14 protein-coding genes and 1 riboswitch are annotated in these 15,175 nt (G+C 40.2%); of the genes, 3 read left to right on the top strand and 11 right to left on the bottom strand.

Annotated features, from left to right (window positions below; all coding sequences use genetic code 11):
• Positions 1 to 161: 161 nt before the first annotated feature.
• Genes ACW0TQ_RS21255 through ACW0TQ_RS21265 form a run of 3 tightly spaced genes read right to left on the bottom strand, consistent with a single transcriptional unit; the run spans position 162 to position 4,338 of the window.
• The gene (locus ACW0TQ_RS21255; RefSeq protein ID WP_339181445.1) at positions 162 to 1,013 is read right to left on the bottom strand and encodes a PRD domain-containing protein; all 852 of its coding nucleotides are present in this window, start codon (positions 1,011 to 1,013) and stop codon (positions 162 to 164) included.
• A 25-nt stretch (positions 1,014 to 1,038) separates the two neighbouring features.
• A complete protein-coding gene (locus tag ACW0TQ_RS21260; protein WP_256705484.1) occupies positions 1,039 to 2,442 on the bottom strand; it encodes a glycoside hydrolase family 1 protein in 1,404 nt (467 codons plus the stop codon).
• Positions 2,443 to 2,478: 36 nt separating this feature from the next.
• Positions 2,479 to 4,338 (bottom strand): beta-glucoside-specific PTS transporter subunit IIABC, encoded by a 1,860-nt coding sequence (locus tag ACW0TQ_RS21265; protein ID WP_455726004.1) that lies wholly within the window; start codon positions 4,336 to 4,338, stop codon positions 2,479 to 2,481.
• 491 nt (positions 4,339 to 4,829) lie between these two features.
• On the opposite strand from ACW0TQ_RS21265, the gene ACW0TQ_RS21270 reads away from it, so the two are divergent.
• The gene (locus tag ACW0TQ_RS21270) at positions 4,830 to 6,023 is read left to right on the top strand and encodes an MFS transporter (RefSeq protein ID WP_256705486.1); all 1,194 of its coding nucleotides are present in this window, start codon (positions 4,830 to 4,832) and stop codon (positions 6,021 to 6,023) included.
• A 150-nt stretch (positions 6,024 to 6,173) separates the two neighbouring features.
• Here the strand turns inward: ACW0TQ_RS21270 and ACW0TQ_RS21275 are convergent, their stop codons facing one another.
• The 4 genes from ACW0TQ_RS21275 to hxlR form a co-directional block, all read right to left on the bottom strand.
• Positions 6,174 to 6,488 (bottom strand): DMT family transporter, encoded by a 315-nt coding sequence (locus ACW0TQ_RS21275; RefSeq protein WP_042530860.1) that lies wholly within the window; start codon positions 6,486 to 6,488, stop codon positions 6,174 to 6,176.
• Positions 6,488 to 6,829 (bottom strand): DMT family transporter, encoded by a 342-nt coding sequence (locus ACW0TQ_RS21280; protein ID WP_276540060.1) that lies wholly within the window; start codon positions 6,827 to 6,829, stop codon positions 6,488 to 6,490. Before ACW0TQ_RS21280 ends, ACW0TQ_RS21275 begins: the two co-directional genes overlap by 1 nt.
• Before the next feature lie 72 nt (positions 6,830 to 6,901).
• Positions 6,902 to 6,998: riboswitch (guanidine-I (ykkC/yxkD leader) on the bottom strand.
• Positions 6,999 to 7,261: 263 nt separating this feature from the next.
• Complete coding sequence (locus ACW0TQ_RS21285; RefSeq protein ID WP_455726005.1) at positions 7,262 to 8,614, bottom strand: MFS transporter; 1,353 nt, start codon at positions 8,612 to 8,614, stop codon at positions 7,262 to 7,264.
• 277 nt (positions 8,615 to 8,891) lie between these two features.
• The gene (hxlR, locus tag ACW0TQ_RS21290; RefSeq protein ID WP_256705488.1) at positions 8,892 to 9,251 is read right to left on the bottom strand and encodes a transcriptional activator HxlR; all 360 of its coding nucleotides are present in this window, start codon (positions 9,249 to 9,251) and stop codon (positions 8,892 to 8,894) included.
• A 201-nt stretch (positions 9,252 to 9,452) separates the two neighbouring features.
• Here hxlR and hxlA point away from each other — a divergent pair, with 201 nt between their 5' ends.
• Both hxlA and hxlB read left to right on the top strand, forming a co-directional pair.
• Positions 9,453 to 10,085: a 3-hexulose-6-phosphate synthase gene (gene hxlA / locus ACW0TQ_RS21295; protein ID WP_193064198.1), complete on the top strand. Its 633-nt coding sequence runs from the start codon at positions 9,453 to 9,455 to the stop codon at positions 10,083 to 10,085.
• Between the two features lie 7 nt (positions 10,086 to 10,092).
• Positions 10,093 to 10,650 carry a 6-phospho-3-hexuloisomerase gene (gene hxlB / locus ACW0TQ_RS21300; protein ID WP_193064199.1) on the top strand — a complete coding sequence of 186 codons (558 nt, stop codon included), beginning with the start codon at positions 10,093 to 10,095 and terminating at the stop codon, positions 10,648 to 10,650.
• Between the two features lie 136 nt (positions 10,651 to 10,786).
• Here the strand turns inward: hxlB and ACW0TQ_RS21305 are convergent, their stop codons facing one another.
• From ACW0TQ_RS21305 to adhE, 4 genes are all read right to left on the bottom strand, one after another.
• Complete coding sequence (locus ACW0TQ_RS21305; RefSeq protein ID WP_212928891.1) at positions 10,787 to 11,113, bottom strand: branched-chain amino acid transporter permease; 327 nt, start codon at positions 11,111 to 11,113, stop codon at positions 10,787 to 10,789.
• The gene (locus ACW0TQ_RS21310; RefSeq protein WP_256705489.1) at positions 11,113 to 11,823 is read right to left on the bottom strand and encodes an AzlC family ABC transporter permease; all 711 of its coding nucleotides are present in this window, start codon (positions 11,821 to 11,823) and stop codon (positions 11,113 to 11,115) included. Before ACW0TQ_RS21310 ends, ACW0TQ_RS21305 begins: the two co-directional genes overlap by 1 nt.
• 35 nt (positions 11,824 to 11,858) lie before the next feature.
• On the bottom strand, positions 11,859 to 12,413 hold the full coding sequence (locus tag ACW0TQ_RS21315; protein ID WP_256705490.1) for a helix-turn-helix domain-containing protein: 555 nt from the start codon (positions 12,411 to 12,413) through the stop codon (positions 11,859 to 11,861).
• A 143-nt stretch (positions 12,414 to 12,556) separates the two neighbouring features.
• Positions 12,557 to 15,154, bottom strand: a complete 2,598-nt coding sequence (adhE, locus tag ACW0TQ_RS21320) for a bifunctional acetaldehyde-CoA/alcohol dehydrogenase (RefSeq protein ID WP_256705491.1) — start codon at positions 15,152 to 15,154, stop codon at positions 12,557 to 12,559.
• Positions 15,155 to 15,175: the final 21 nt, after the last annotated feature.

Below are 15,175 nucleotides of genomic sequence, written 5' to 3' on the forward strand. Positions count from 1 at the left end.
GATAAGTATAAGCTGGTGTTAAAGGCGATTTTAGCATGAATTTAGGGGAATTTATAAATAGTTAAATTCAAGAACAGGGTACTCGATACCTGTTAATATTCATCCCATAATATTAAAATCTCCTCAAGGCAGAAGCCTCGAGGAGATTTTAATAACAGCAGTTATGATTTATTGGGATCATCTCTTAGTATCCGATTAATATGAATGATTAAGTAAAGCTTCTCCTGCCTAGTCAGATCAATCGCATATTTTTGTCTCACAAAATGTGTAATGCTTTCAATAATCTTATTCTCCAGCTGCATTGATTGGCTCAATTGATCAAACAGGATGTCAGTATCGGTGTCTTTAAAAATTTGATTTTTGATGATTCTCTCAGCAAAAAACTTTAGATGCGTAATAAATCTTGTATAAGAAAGGCTTGCTTTATCGAAATGGGCATTCGCTTTTCTTTGAACGATTGCTTCAATATGATCGATCAGCTTGGCAATTTGCGCTTCCTCATGATAGGATTCTGAATTTAAACGTGCATTGACAAAATGCATTCCAATGGCAGAGGCTTCACTTTCAGGAAGATCTATTCCCATTGTTTGATTGATCAGGTTTACTGCGAATCTGCCAACTGCATATTCCTTTGGATAATATTTCACAACCTCCACATAGGTAAATTTCTCTCCAAGGTTTCCTTCATGAAATCTGCGGACAACAAAAGAAATATGGTCAGACAGTGACAGGTATAAATAATCCATCACTTCCATATCGTATTCTTTTGTGGCAAATTCAATGATTTCTTTTACAAGATTAAAATACCTATCATCCAGCTCACTTGCCAGCTGTATAAAGTTCTTCAAAATGGTTTTGTCTTTTAGGATAAATGTTTTCTCTATTTCAGAATCTTGAATCTGGCAGCCAATTGATTTCTTATATCCGATTCCCTTGCCCATTAAGATGTATTCATTTCCTGAATCATTGATTGCTAATACTAAGGAATTGTTCATCACTTTTACGATCTGCATGGCTACGTTCCTATTCCTTTGCTGATTAATTTAATCCATTATTTTTAATAACATCTTGATACCAGTAAAAACTGTCCTTCTTAATTCGACGCAATTCTTTGAGATCAAAATCTTCTCTGTCTATATAAACCAGACCATAACGCTTCATAAAGCCTTGACGGGAGCTTAGCAAGTCCATTACAGACCATGGGGAATACCCAAACAGCTCGACACCATCTGAAATGGCATCATTACATGCGGCAATATGATCTTTTAAGTATTCAATCCGGTAATCATCATGTATTTTACCATCTTCTGTTAGCTGATCGCCAGTTCCTAAGCCGTTTTCTGTGATAATCATCGGTAAACGATACTTTTCATAATAATCATTTAGTAAAAGTCTTAAGCCGGTTGGATCTACTTGAATCCCATAATCTGTTACTTCGAGATTTGGGTTCTTTTCAATTTTAAAGTATCCATATAAGTCGAAATCAATATCATTTTCCTTTGTTCCGAATGGATGAGCATCATCGGCAGGCAGATAGCTGGCTACCAGCGTACGGTAATAGTTTACGGCGATATAATCCGGCTTCGATGCTTTGAGAATTTCTTCGTCCTCTGGCTGTGTTTCTGGATAAATATCACATTTCTTCAGATATTCTTTATAGTATCCCGGATACTCTCCGAAACAATACATTTCTAAGGCATAATTGGTTTTGAAATTATCGTTCATTCTGGCTGCCCACACATCTTCCGGCCGATTGGAGCTTGGATATGTCATGGTGGAGGATACAGCCGGTCCGATTTGTCCATCTGGAAGCATTTCACGGCAAGCGTTCGTAGCAAGCGCATGCGCTAGAAACATATGATAATCCATTTGTGCTCTCACTTTTTCAGCCTGTTCACTTGGCACATCATACATATTCATGCGAATATTAACACGAATCATTAGATTTTGTTCATTATGCACCTGCCAATGCTTTACACGATCGCCGAAAGCTTCAAAACAGGTTTTTGCATACTTTTCAAAAGCAAAAGCACAATCACGGCTTTCCCAGCCATTGTACTTTTCAACCAGAGCAAATGGCAGGTCAAAGTGGTACAGCGTCACAAATGGAATAATATCATTCTCTAATAAGAAATCAATCACATTGTTGTAGAAATCAATCCCCTTTTGATTCACTTCTCCATCTCCATCTGGAATAATTCTCGCCCAGGAAATAGAGAAACGGTAAGCTTTTAAACCAAGTTCCTTCATTAAAAGAATATCTTCTTTATAGTTATGGTAGAAATCACTGGCAACTCTGGTATCTGCTTGTACATCTGATTTTTGGAATGCATTGTAATCCGCTACCGTTTTACCTTTGCCATCTTTGTCCCATGCTCCTTCAATTTGGAAGGCGGAGGAGGAGGCTCCCCACCAGAAATCTTTGCTGAAATAATTTTTCATTATCGTCACTCCTATATATTATTTAATTATTTTTTATCAAACAGTTCTATCCGTATTGCTTTCTACAATGGAAACACCTTGCAACTGCGAAGAATTGGTGACAACCATTGGGGTGGTGAGATCATAGCCTTTTGCTTCAATTTCTTCTATATTAAACGAGACAATTTTGGTCCCTTTGCGTATCTCATCACCGGCGCTCACATGGGCTTCAAATCCTTCTCCATTTAATTCAACGGTATTAAAGCCGATATGAATTAATAATTCAGCGCCATTTTCCAGCTGCAGCCCGATAGCGTGCAATGTCGGGTAGAGAACAGATACTTTACAGTCGGCTGGCGCTGCCACTTCACCGGTTGTTGGATAAACTGCTGCTCCTTCTCCTAATGCGCCTGATGAGAAAACTTCATCTTTTACTTCAGATAATGGAATCAGCTTTCCCTGGACTGGCGAAGGAATAGTTATTTCTGTGTCTGTTCCTGTCCTTGGAGCTTCCTCCTCGCTGTCTCCAAGGCCTTCATCCGAAGCATCCTCTTCTTCAGGAATATCCTTAAAACCAAATAACATCGTCATCGCTGCAGCCCCAAAGAAGGCAATCGCAATACCAATAATATAACATAAGAATGCTTTTGTCCCTGCTTCAATATAGACCGGGATGGTTAAAAAACCCTGGTTGGCAAAGGCTGTGCCATAGGATCCGCCCCAGCCCATCAGACCGCCGCCTATCGCTCCGCTGATTACTGCATAAATCATCGGTTTTTTCAGACGAAGATTAACCCCGTAAATGGCTGGCTCGGTAATTCCGAAAAGTGCTGTTACGGTTGCCGTTGCAGATAACGTTTTTAATTTCTTATTTTTCGTTTTTAAAAGTACACCTGCAGCAGCTCCTGCCTGAGAAAAGTTAGCAGCACCTGCAAATGCTAAAAGATTCTGCTGACCAGTTTGGGCCACATCATTAATTCCAATTGGCAGAATGGCTTTGTGAGCACCGAATATAACAAGCACACACCAGATTCCGCCAATAAAAGCACCTAATAAGGTTGGACTGATATCCATAATGATATAGTATAGCCAATTGATGAAGTTACCTAAGTGAATGCCGATAGGTCCAAAAATAATTAATGTCGCTGGTACCATCACTAATAGCGTGAAGGTTGGCACCATAATAATTTTTAAAACCTCGGGGGTAATGCGTTCAAAAAAGCGCTGAACATATGCCATGATAAATACAGCAATAATGATCGGGATAACCGTTGAGGTGTAGTCTGCTAATGTGACATTAACTCCTAAAAACGTAACGGCTGAACCGCTTGTCATTAAATCAACCAGATCCGGGTAGCATAGCGTTGCTGCCAGTACCATTGCAATTAATTCATTTGCCTTAAATACTTTCGCCGCTACATAACCAATCATAATCGGGAAGAAGTAAAATAAAGCATTGGAGGTGGCATCTAATATCCGGTACGTATTGTATTCTTTAATATCCACATTCCAATAATAAGCTGCAATCATAATCGCAAGAGCCAGAATTCCTTTCAGCATGCCGGATGCAGCAATTGCCGGGATAATCGGAATAAATATGGATGTAAATGTATTTAAGATTCGACTTCCGATAGACCCTTTATTCTCTTCTTTATTTACCGCTTTATTTAAATCACCCAGAAGAAGTTGAATTTGATCATGTACTTCCGCCACCTTATTTCCAATCACAACCTGATACTGGCCGCTATTCTCGACAACCGAGATAACCTCGTCCATCTTTTCTAAATTCGCCTTGTTTGCTTTTTTTGTGTCATATAACGTAAAACGCAAACGTGTATAGCAGTGGGTTAATCCAGAAACGTTTTCCTTTCCACCCACGTTGTTTAAAATTTCCTGTGCCACCTGTTGATAGTTCATGTTTTTTCTCCCTCGCTAAAAATTAATCCACTGGCCAACGGATAAAATATGAAGAACACATATTGACACAAAAAAAGACCAAACGCACACAAATAATCTCAAGGGGAAAACACAGCTTTCCCATGATTATTAAAGTGTACACTTGATCTTGCCTGCATTATCAGTAACACGTCAAATGTATTCCAGTATGAAGCTTTGCAAATATACTAACACGCTTTCATTTTCGATGCAAGCGATTTTTAAATCTTTTTTTCTGAAAAAATGAAGAAATAAATGATGCTTGTGCAAATTTTAATCTTAGGATATGATACTGCATTAGAACTTTGAAAATAGAGATTGTACTGAAAAATCTTTGTTTTAAAGCAGTTAGAAATGCAGGGGAAACGAATCGGGAAACCGCTAAAAAAACAGGAGAAAAAGGCCTGATTATATGCTGCGTAAACCTTGAATTCCCCAACATTTCACTGGAAAATAGAAGGAGTAATGAAAAGATGAATAATGCACAAAAAAAGCAGGCATCGTTAATTTTATGGGTTGTTGTCTGTTTCTGGTTCGCGCAATATGTTTACATTCCCTATCAAACGACCTACTTAATTATGGTAAATATTTCTAGTAATCTGGTAGGTATGATTATTGGTGCATATGGCATTTCACAGCTTATGCTCCGGCTGCCAGTAGGTATTTTGGCTGATCTTAGCAGCAATCACAAGCTGTTTATCATACTTGGATCTTTATTTGCGGGCGGCGCCTCGCTAAGCAGGGTTTTACTGCCGGATGATATTGGTTTTTTCCTTGGGAATATTTTATCAGGAACTGCAAGCGCCACCTGGATTTCTTTTATGATTCTTTATATGAGCTTTTTTAACCAAAAGGATCAGATACGCGCCACCAGCAGAATTATTATGGCTAACAATGCCGGCATGCTGCTTGGTTTTGTAACCAGCACGCTTCTCTATGATAAAGTCGGCATGATGATGATTTGTGCCTTCAGTTTAGCTGCAGGACTGATTGGTTTTGTACTCGCTTTCTTTCTTCAATCAACCAAACCATCTCATCACACAAATAACGTTTCCTTCAGGGAATTAATAAAGGTGACTGCAAATAAAAGCTTAGTTCTTTTTTCCTTCTTGGCATTAGTGCAGCAGGGTGTGCAAATGTCTACCACCATGTCCTTTACAAACCAGATTGTTCAGGAGCTGGGCGGCTCCAATCTAGTTATTGGTATGTCGTCTATTATTTATATGCTGTCAGCAGTCGTTTTTGCCAGATTGGCTTCGACTAAATTCCTGGCAATGATGTCTATGAAGTTATGGATTTGTTTCAGCTTTCTCTTCCTCGGCATTTACTGTGTACTGGTTCCCCAGACAAATTCTATCTTGCTTGTTTGCCTTTTACAACTGATACCGGGATTAGGTACTGGAATTTTGTTCTCGCTCCTGACCTCCAGTGCTATGCAGTCGATTCCTGACCAAAAGCGTTCTACTGCAATGGGCTTCTTTCAAGCTGTCTATGCGCTGGGAATGACAATTTTTCCAATAATTAGCGGGAGTATTTATGAGCATTTATCCATGAAGCATGCATTTATTTTTTTAGCGGGGACATGCTTTCTGGCTTGTTCAATTTCTTTTATTCACTTTAGAAGACAGGAAGTTAATCAAAAAAGGGAGCTGTATCAACAAATTTAATTGGCTTTAAATTTGTTGATAAAACGAAAGCCTCACTACTTCCTTCTTTGATATTTGAGCAAGCAGTGAGGCTGCATTATTTAAGTTTGAATATAGATTTAATAACCAATAAATTGATATAAGCAGTGAAAATTATTTTTTAGAGATGCATTACGAAAATAATTTTAACCCGACAGCCGCTCCTAAAACCATGGCGATACACACCATTCGCTTCCATTCCTTTGGTTCATTATAAAAAAGCATTCCTGCTATTGCCCCGCCAGAGGCGCCGATACCAGTCCATACCGCATAAGCAGTCCCCATAGGCAATGTTTCCATAGCGTACGAAAGGAAAAAGAAGCTGGCTCCAAAACCAAGAACGAGCAAGACCAATGCCTGCCAATTACGATCTTTATGCAGCTTGTTTATCATCGTTACACCAACTACTTCGAATAATCCAGCGATAATTAATGAAGTCCAGGCCATTACGATTCAGCTCCTTCTGTCTCTTTGTCTTTCGTTACTAACTTCAAACCAATGACACCAGTCAATAAAATGGCAATCAAAAGAATCTTTATGAACTGAAACGGCTCTCCGAAGAAAGCAATATCTGCAAATGTTGTTCCTGCTGTTCCCAGTCCGACAAAAACAGCATAAACCGTTCCAACAGGAAGCTTCTTCCCAGCCATGATCATTAAATAGAAGCTGAGAATGATCGCGATAATTGTCCCTGTCCAAGTCCAAAAATCATAGGCATGCTTTAGTCCAATCACCCAAAAAACTTCAATAACTGCTGCGATAATTACTTGTAACCACACCATATTCATGTAGATAACACCTCCGCGTTTATTCTTCCCAATAAAAAACAAAAAAGCCTGGGAGACAACTGTATAAACAGTCTCTCCCAGGCTTTTGTCCTTCCGTGGCACAGCTCAGGCTGTGAGTTTTCTCTCGGACCAGACCAATTCGCATTGCGGAACCCTAGAAAACATTCTTATATAATGAAGTTAATTTCCATTATACACAAAGTGCAGGTTTATTCAAGTCTCGTAACGTTCGTAGTGTCACCAAAAAACAAGGAAAAGAAATCAAAAGATATCAGAGGAAGTGCATTTAAAATTGGCATATTACTATTTTTATCAATTACTTCCTAAGCAGAATGATTAAAGAAAGAAGCCTGGACATTCGCTGTGAATGAAGCAGATAAGGTTAAAAACAGCAAACCTCCATTATTTTAAAATAGAGGATTGCTGTTTTCCCTATGCGTCCTTACCCCGCAATTTCCCCGGAAGCTTAAACGCCAGAGCCACGACAACTATACAAAAGGCAAAACAAATCATTGCAACGAGATGCAGGTGCTCTGTATCTAAATGACGATTAAATGTTAAACCAAGGAGGCTGGAGGATAAAATTGAACCCAAATAGCGGCTGGTTTGAAATAACCCGGAAGCGGATCCCGTGTCCTCTGGATCCACGTGTTCATAAAGTGCTGTTTGTGCAGAGATATTATTAAATCCATTACTCATGCCAAGGACAGCCATAATAATAAGCAGCCAGATTAAAGCGGATGCATCATTGTACGTTAAAAGCAGTCCCGTACCGCCCAAAAGTAATAATGCACCGATAACCATCGGCAGTTTAGAACCGTATTTATCAATCAGACGGCCGGCTAAGGGCGAAACAATGACACCGAATCCTGCCAGTGACAACATAATTACGCCCGTATGCTGCTCGCTATATTCACGAACCTGCTGCAGATAAGTTGGAAATCCAAAAAAGAAACAATAATGTATCAGGTTAATACTCATGAATTGTAAGTAAATAAAAGAAACATAGCGATTTTTTGTTAACCCTTTGACATCAATAAAGGGTTCTTCCTGCTTAAGCTCGAAAAAGTAAAAGCCGACAGCAGCAGATAGGAAGAGCAATAATGCCCACCAGCGAATGTTCTGATCCAGCGAAAGCAAGAACAGAATCAATCCTACAATCGCAATAATAAAGAGAAGGATGCCGCTGAAATCAATCCGTTTTGCCTCAAATTCTCCTTGCCCTGTATTTGGTAAAATAAAAAGAGTCAGCAAAAAAGATAAAATAATAAACGGAAAATTAATCAGGAAAATGGAATGCCAATTCCAAGATGCCACTAAAAATCCGCCAATAGAAGGACCGAAAGCAGCAGATGTGGAAGCAAAGATCGATAATACAGCCAATGCTTTCCCTTGTCCTTTTGTAATATGTGTCCGAACCATACTCATGCCGCTGGGGAATAAAGTCGAACTCCCAATCGCCTGCAAGGCACGGCAGCCCAATAGAAACGGGTAGTTTGGTGAAAAGGAAGCTAATATCGATGCGGCTGCTACGATAATGAGCCCGGCCATAAACAGCTTTTTCGGACCAAACATATCACTCAATTTGCCCATGACAGGCTGCCCCGCTGCGCTTGCGAGGTAAAAGATAGAAATCAGCCAGGAAGCATCCGCGAAGGTTAATGTAAATTCATTCTGTAATCGTGTTAATGCCACTGAAATCATCGATGAGTTTAACGGATTGAGCAGTGTTCCAAGCCCAATCGTTAAAATGAACAACCATGGTTTACGAATCGTTTCTGTCATTGTATGCATCACCTTATGTATGTAAATTACAGTCGTATTTTCTGCCGGAAAAAGGGCAGTTAAACAAATTTGTCGACGCAATGTGTATTGTCATGGATTGGTTAAGTGTCTATTTGATTATTTTAGTCCTTTTTCGAGTTTATTGCAAAAGGGCTAAAATAATGAAGCGCATAAAAAGCCTTGAACGATTATCGCTGTTCAAGGCTTGGGCATACATTTGCTGTAAATGAAGCGTGATAAAAAATAATTACCACATAGCATGTTAACAAGAATGTATCTATTTCATAGCGGTCTGATCCTCTTTTTCTAACACATTCTCAATATAATCCTTGCCCCATTCATACATTGCATCTAAAATCGGCAACAGCTTTTCGCCGTGCTCTGTAAGAGAATACTCTACTTTGGGCGGAACAACGGGATATACTTCACGGTGAACGATTAAATGGTCTTCCAGCTCGCGTAATTGATTAACAAGCATTCTTTGGGTAATCCCGGGCATCAGCGCCTTTAATTCACCAAAACGTTTTGTCCCTTCCTTGCCCAGATGCCATAAAATCAGCATTTTCCACTTCCCGCCAATGACCGCAAGTGTTAATTCCTTTTCACAATTAAAAGTTTTCTCTCCTAAATTCGGCATTTCCTTCACCTCTGCTTTATTTCCTTCAATGGTATACTTTTTAGCACTATATGCGGTAAAAGTGCGTACTTCTCATTTCTAGATATACTCAGTATACTTGATGACATGCTGATGCGTAAATAGGGTTTGAAGCGGTAATGCGAGCTTGCCTTCTAAAAACCATTTAGCACAATAAATTTAGAAAATGAGGGAGCGAAAATAATGAAATTACAATTAGCGCTAGATCTTGTCGATATTCCAGGAGCAATTGATTTAATAAAAGAGGTAGAAGAGCATGTCGATGTGGTAGAGATTGGAACACCTGTCGTGATTAATGAAGGACTAAAAGCGGTGAAGGAAGTAAAGGCTGCTTTTCCTGACTTAACAGTATTAGCAGACTTAAAAATTATGGATGCGGCTGGATACGAGGTAAGCCAAGCTTCTGCTGCCGGTGCGGATATTATCACCATTCTTGGTGCTGCAGAGGATGAGTCCATTAAAGGCGCTGTAGAAGAAGCGAAAAAGCAGGGCAAACAAATCCTGGTGGATATGATTGCTGTAAAAGATATCGAAACGCGTGCAAAAGAGCTGGATGAACTCGGTGCGGATTATATTTGCGTTCATACAGGATATGATCTGCAAGCTGTAGGGCAAAATTCCTTTGAAGATCTGCACACCATCAAGAGCGTTGTCAAGAATGCAAAAACAGCGATTGCAGGCGGAATCAAATTAGAAACACTTGCTGAAGTCGTGAAGCATCAGCCAGATTTAGTTATCGTAGGCGGAGGAATCACAAGTAAAGAAGATAAAAAAGCTGCTGCAAGCGAAATGAAAGAATTAATGTTGCAAGGGTAATGTAAAGATGAAAACAACCCAATATTTAACCAACATTGTTCAAGAACTTAGTCAAACAGCAGAACTTATTTCTGATTTAGAAACGGAGAAATTAGTAAATCAGATATTAGCATCCGAGAAGGTTTTTGTGGCTGGTGCAGGAAGATCCGGATTCATGGCGAAATCCCTTGTCATGCGAATGATGCATATGGGTCTGGAAGCATATGCAGTAGGGGAGACGGTAACGGCTAATTTAGAGAAGGATGATTTATTAATCATCGGATCAGGCTCAGGGGAAACGAAAACATTAGGAGCTATTGCTGAGAAAGCAAAAAGCCTTGGAGGAATTGTTGCGGCTGTAACCATTTCTCCTCAATCCACTATTGGTGAGTTAGCTGATATTACGATTGAATTACCAGGGGTAACGAAAGATCAGTCTGAAGGCGATTATAAGACGATTCAGCCGATGGGCTCTCTTTTTGAACAAACATCCTTATTATTTTATGATGCCTTGATTCTGCGCTGTATGGAGAAAAAAGGGTTGGATTCACATAAGATGTATGGTAAGCATGCTAACCTTGAATAAAGCAGAACAAAAATAATAGAGGATATGCAGTGAAACGCTATTTGTGATGTGTGCTTACTGCCTATCCTCTATAAGTAATTAAAATGCGAATATAATCAAGCAGAAGGTATGTTTACTTAACCCTCGTTTTCTCACATCAAAAAACAACCTGTACCAAAAACATATAAAATATGGTCCCGCCCGCAATAGACAGCAGCATGCTCCGCTTCCAATAGTGCAGGCCAATAATTAACCCAATTGCCAGAAGCTCTGGCAGGAAGCCTTCTAATGATGTAACCTGCACATCTTTTAAGGAATAAACAACCAATAATCCAAATACAGCTGGCGGTAAGACGTATCCTAAGTATTTAATATATTTTGGCGTAGGCTTATCTGCTTTAAAAATTATAAACGGCAGGAATCTCGTTAACAAGGTGCCTGCAACTACACAAGCAATCATAATGATTTGCTGGGTGATTGACATCATGATGAAATCACCTCATTTTTTGTAATGAACTTTTTAATGATGCTCAGAAAAATCAAGATGATAAGCATGGCAGGAATGATAAAGTTTTCTGTGCCAAATAGAATTAAACATAAAACGGAAGCGGCTATCCCGATGAGGGAGCTGATATGATTGCGCTCTTTCATCCACTGGTCTAAAAAGATAACCACGAACAAGGCCGTCATCACGAATTCCAGACCATCCGTATTAAAGGTAATCAGCGAACTGAATAAACTGCCGACAGTGGCGCCGCTGACCCAATAGATTTGATTTAATAAGGTGACATAGAACATAAACCATCCGCTATTTATATCCGAAGGTGTGCGGGCGGTATTGTTAATAACAAAGGATTCGTCGCACATCCCATAGATGAGATACATTTTTTTCTTGCCGGTTCCTTTGAACTTATCTAACATAGAGATACCATAGAAAAGGTGTCTGGCATTAATCATTAGCGTTAATAGAAATGCACTGAATGGGTTAAATGCCCCTAATAGCAGATTTCCGGCTACAAATTCCATGGAACCGGCGAAAATAAGAACACTCATGAGGATGGCATAGATTGGCGGAAACCCTAAAGAATGCATGTAAACCCCATAAGCAATGCCTAAAAAAGTAAACCCTGCCAGTATCGGCAACGTTTTTGGAAAGGCATATTTCAACGTAGATAGATGTTCATTTAAAGACATATTTCATTCACTCGCTTTCAAACAATGGAAACTATTTATTTTGCATAATAGATTAAAACAAGAAGGTGAAGTATCTTGTCACCAATATTTCTGTAGATATGGTTTTGATTCCCGTCAAAAATAATTGCTTCTCCTTCTTCAATTTTTTCGACAGTACCGTCAATATCCATTTCTAATTGACCCTCTTGTACAAATACGTGCTCTTCCACACCTGGATTGTGAGGAGATGATTTATGTTCATTTTCAGGGTCCAGCTCAACCATAAAAACTTCAAATTGCTTTTCCGGGGAAAAAGGTACAGCTGCATGGACTCTATAATGGTTTTCTGCTTCGGTAACCAAATATCTGTCTTGTTTTTTAACCACTCTAATCGGATTTGTCTGTTGACTGATCAGAGATGAAAAGGATACTTTCAGACCATTGGCAATTTTCCAGAGTGTGGTTACTGTTGGGGTAGAGTCTCCGCGCTCGATTTGTGCAAGCATGGCTTTACTTACTTCAGTGAGTTTTGCCGTTTTATCTAAACTTAAGCCCCGTTCTTTGCGGATGGTTTGCAGGTTTTTACTGATATACTCTGTGATTTCCTTCATCGCCTTCCTCCTTTATAAATTCTTCTGTTTTATTTAGAAAATCATTATCTAATAATATAACATACTTTTAGATGTTATAACATACAAAAAACGGCATAGCTCTATTCGCTATACCGTTCTTATGCTTTATCTGTTGCTATGAACTATCCCTTATACGCCTGGCGGTAAACCTCAGCCAATTCCGTTACAAGCGGCAATTTAGGATTCGCTGTGGTACATTGATCCTCGAAGGCACGGTCGGCAAGGTCATCTGCCTGCGCTTCAAATTCTTTGGCATCGACACCATTTTCCGCGATGCTCATCGGAATATTTAATTCTTCTGCTAATTGGTAGATGGCCTGCACAAGACTTTCTACTCCCTGTTCTGTTGTTGCTGCTGGCAGCCCTAATACACGTGCAATCTCTGCATAGCGTTTGTCAGCGATAAAATGCTCATATTTAGGGAATGAAACGAATTTTGTCGGTTTCTTGGCATTATATCGAATCACGTGCGGCAAGAGAATAGCATTGGCGCGGCCATGTGCAATATGGAATTGGGCTCCTAATTTATGGGCCAGGCTGTGGTTGATTCCTAAGAACGCATTGGCGAATGCCATACCGGCTATCGTAGAAGCATTATGCATTTTTTCTCTTGCTAAAGCGTTACTGCCATCATGGTACGCTTGAGGCAGGTATTCAAACACCAGCTGAATCGCTTTGATTGCCAGTCCGTCCGTATAGTCATTAGCCATATTTGAAACATAAGCTTCAATCGCATGGGTCAATACGTCCATTCCGGTATCTGCTGTAACCGTTTTTGGCACCGTCATGACAAATTGCGGGTCAATAATCGCTACATCCGGTGTTAATTCATAATCTGCTAATGGATATTTTGTATTGGTCTCTTTATCGGTAATTACTGAGAAGGAAGTCACCTCAGAGCCTGTTCCGGATGTAGTCGGAATCGCGACAAACTGTGCCTGCTGACCCAGCTTCGGATATTGATAGACACGCTTACGAATATCCATAAACTTTTGTTTTAAGCCATTAAATTCTGTGTCTGGATGTTCATGGAACAGCCACATTCCTTTAGCTGCATCCATTGCTGACCCGCCTCCAAGTGCAATAATGACATCTGGGTGAAAGGCATCGATTGCTGCTGCGCCGCGCATGACGGTATCCTTTGATGGGTCTGCTTCTACATCAGAGAAGATTTCACAGTGAACATAATCCGGGCGTCTGCGCAGATAATAGAGCACCTTGTCAACATAGCCTAATTCCACCATCATCGGATCGGTAACGATAAAAGCTTTAGATATATTTGGCATTTTCGCCAGATATTGAACCGCATTTTTTTCGAAATAGATTTTAGGAGGTACCTTGAACCATTGCATATTTACATTCCTTCTCGCCATTTTTTTAATGTTCATTAAATGCATTGCCCCTACATTGGAGGAAACAGAGTTGCCGCCGTATGAGCCGCAGCCAAGTGTCAGTGATGGCATATAAGCATTATAGATATCGCCAATCGCTCCGTGAGAAGATGGGGCATTTAAGATGATTCGTCCTGCTTTCATCCTTTTACCGAAAGCATCCTGTATCTCTTGATTATCTGAATGAAGTACGGCAGAATGTCCCAAACCTCCAAATTCCAGCATTTCCTCCGCGCGCTGCAGCCCTTCTTCGGTGCCGTTTACTTTATAAGCAGCTAAGACGGGGCTCAGCTTCTCGCGGGAAAGCGGATGCTCGGCTCCCACACCGGTTAATTCAGCAACAAGTATTTTCGTATCCTGAGGAACTTGAATACCAGCCATCTCAGCAATTTTCGATGCTTTCATCCCAACAATAACAGAGTTCACGGCACAGGTGTCCGCATTAATGACCAGCTTTTCTACCTTTGCTTTTTCCTCTTTGTTTAAGAAATATACGTTGTTATCTATCATTTCCTGTTTTACCTGCTCATAGATTTCTTTATCGACGATGATTGCTTGTTCAGAGGCACAAATCATGCCGTTATCAAAGGATTTAGATAGAATGACATCATTAACTGCACGTTTCACATTGACTGACTTTTCGATATAGCAGGGAACATTTCCGGCCCCTACGCCTAATGCCGGTTTTCCGGAGCTGTATGCCGATTTCACCATTCCCGGTCCGCCAGTTGCCAGAATGGTTGCGACGCCGTTATGCTTCATGAGTGCCTGCGTTGCTTTAATAGACGGCTTTTCAATCCACTGAATACAATTTCTTGGCGCACCAGCTTTGACAGCTGCTTCATGGACGACTCTTGCCGCTTCCGAGCTGCATTTTTGGGCAGATGGATGAAAGGCAAAGATGATCGGGTTTCCTGTTTTAATAGATATAATAGATTTAAATAAGGTGGTAGAAGTCGGGTTCGTTACAGGCGTTACACCGGCTATCACACCAATTGGTTCAGCTATTTCAATCATGCCTTCCTTCTCATCTTCGCTGATGACACCAATCGTTTTATCATACTTGATATTATGATAGACATATTCGGTGGCGAAGATATTTTTGATGATCTTATCCTCATAGACGCCGCGGCCGGTTTCCTCGACAGCTAATTTTGCGAGCTCCATGTGCTGATCTAATCCTGCAAGCGCCATTTCCTTTACAATGTTATCGATTTGCTCCTGATTTAACTGCCGCATTTCGGTTAATGCTGTCTGCGCGTTCTGGACCAGCTTATCAATACTTTCCTCAACGGTTACTTCCTGTTTCATCTGCTCTTTTGTAATCATGTTAAAAGCTCCTTTATATTA

This window comes from Oceanobacillus sp. M60, from assembly GCF_053839645.1.

Coding starts and splice junctions, on each gene's coding strand:
- ACW0TQ_RS21255 (WP_339181445.1), bottom strand. CDS start 1,013: ATGCAGATCGTAAAAGTGATGAACAATTCCTTAGTATTAGCAATCAAT.
- ACW0TQ_RS21305 (WP_212928891.1), bottom strand. CDS start 11,113: ATGTCAATCACCCAGCAAATCATTATGATTGCTTGTGTAGTTGCAGGC.
- ACW0TQ_RS21275 (WP_042530860.1), bottom strand. CDS start 6,488: ATGGCCTGGACTTCATTAATTATCGCTGGATTATTCGAAGTAGTTGGT.
- ACW0TQ_RS21280 (WP_276540060.1), bottom strand. CDS start 6,829: ATGAATATGGTGTGGTTACAAGTAATTATCGCAGCAGTTATTGAAGTT.
- hxlR (WP_256705488.1), bottom strand. CDS start 9,251: ATGCCGAATTTAGGAGAGAAAACTTTTAATTGTGAAAAGGAATTAACA.
- ACW0TQ_RS21265 (WP_455726004.1), bottom strand. CDS start 4,338: ATGAACTATCAACAGGTGGCACAGGAAATTTTAAACAACGTGGGTGGA.
- ACW0TQ_RS21285 (WP_455726005.1), bottom strand. CDS start 8,614: ATGACAGAAACGATTCGTAAACCATGGTTGTTCATTTTAACGATTGGG.
- adhE (WP_256705491.1), bottom strand. CDS start 15,154: ATGATTACAAAAGAGCAGATGAAACAGGAAGTAACCGTTGAGGAAAGT.
- ACW0TQ_RS21315 (WP_256705490.1), bottom strand. CDS start 12,413: ATGAAGGAAATCACAGAGTATATCAGTAAAAACCTGCAAACCATCCGC.
- hxlB (WP_193064199.1), top strand. CDS start 10,093: ATGAAAACAACCCAATATTTAACCAACATTGTTCAAGAACTTAGTCAA.
- ACW0TQ_RS21260 (WP_256705484.1), bottom strand. CDS start 2,442: ATGAAAAATTATTTCAGCAAAGATTTCTGGTGGGGAGCCTCCTCCTCC.
- ACW0TQ_RS21310 (WP_256705489.1), bottom strand. CDS start 11,823: ATGTCTTTAAATGAACATCTATCTACGTTGAAATATGCCTTTCCAAAA.
- ACW0TQ_RS21270 (WP_256705486.1), top strand. CDS start 4,830: ATGAATAATGCACAAAAAAAGCAGGCATCGTTAATTTTATGGGTTGTT.
- hxlA (WP_193064198.1), top strand. CDS start 9,453: ATGAAATTACAATTAGCGCTAGATCTTGTCGATATTCCAGGAGCAATT.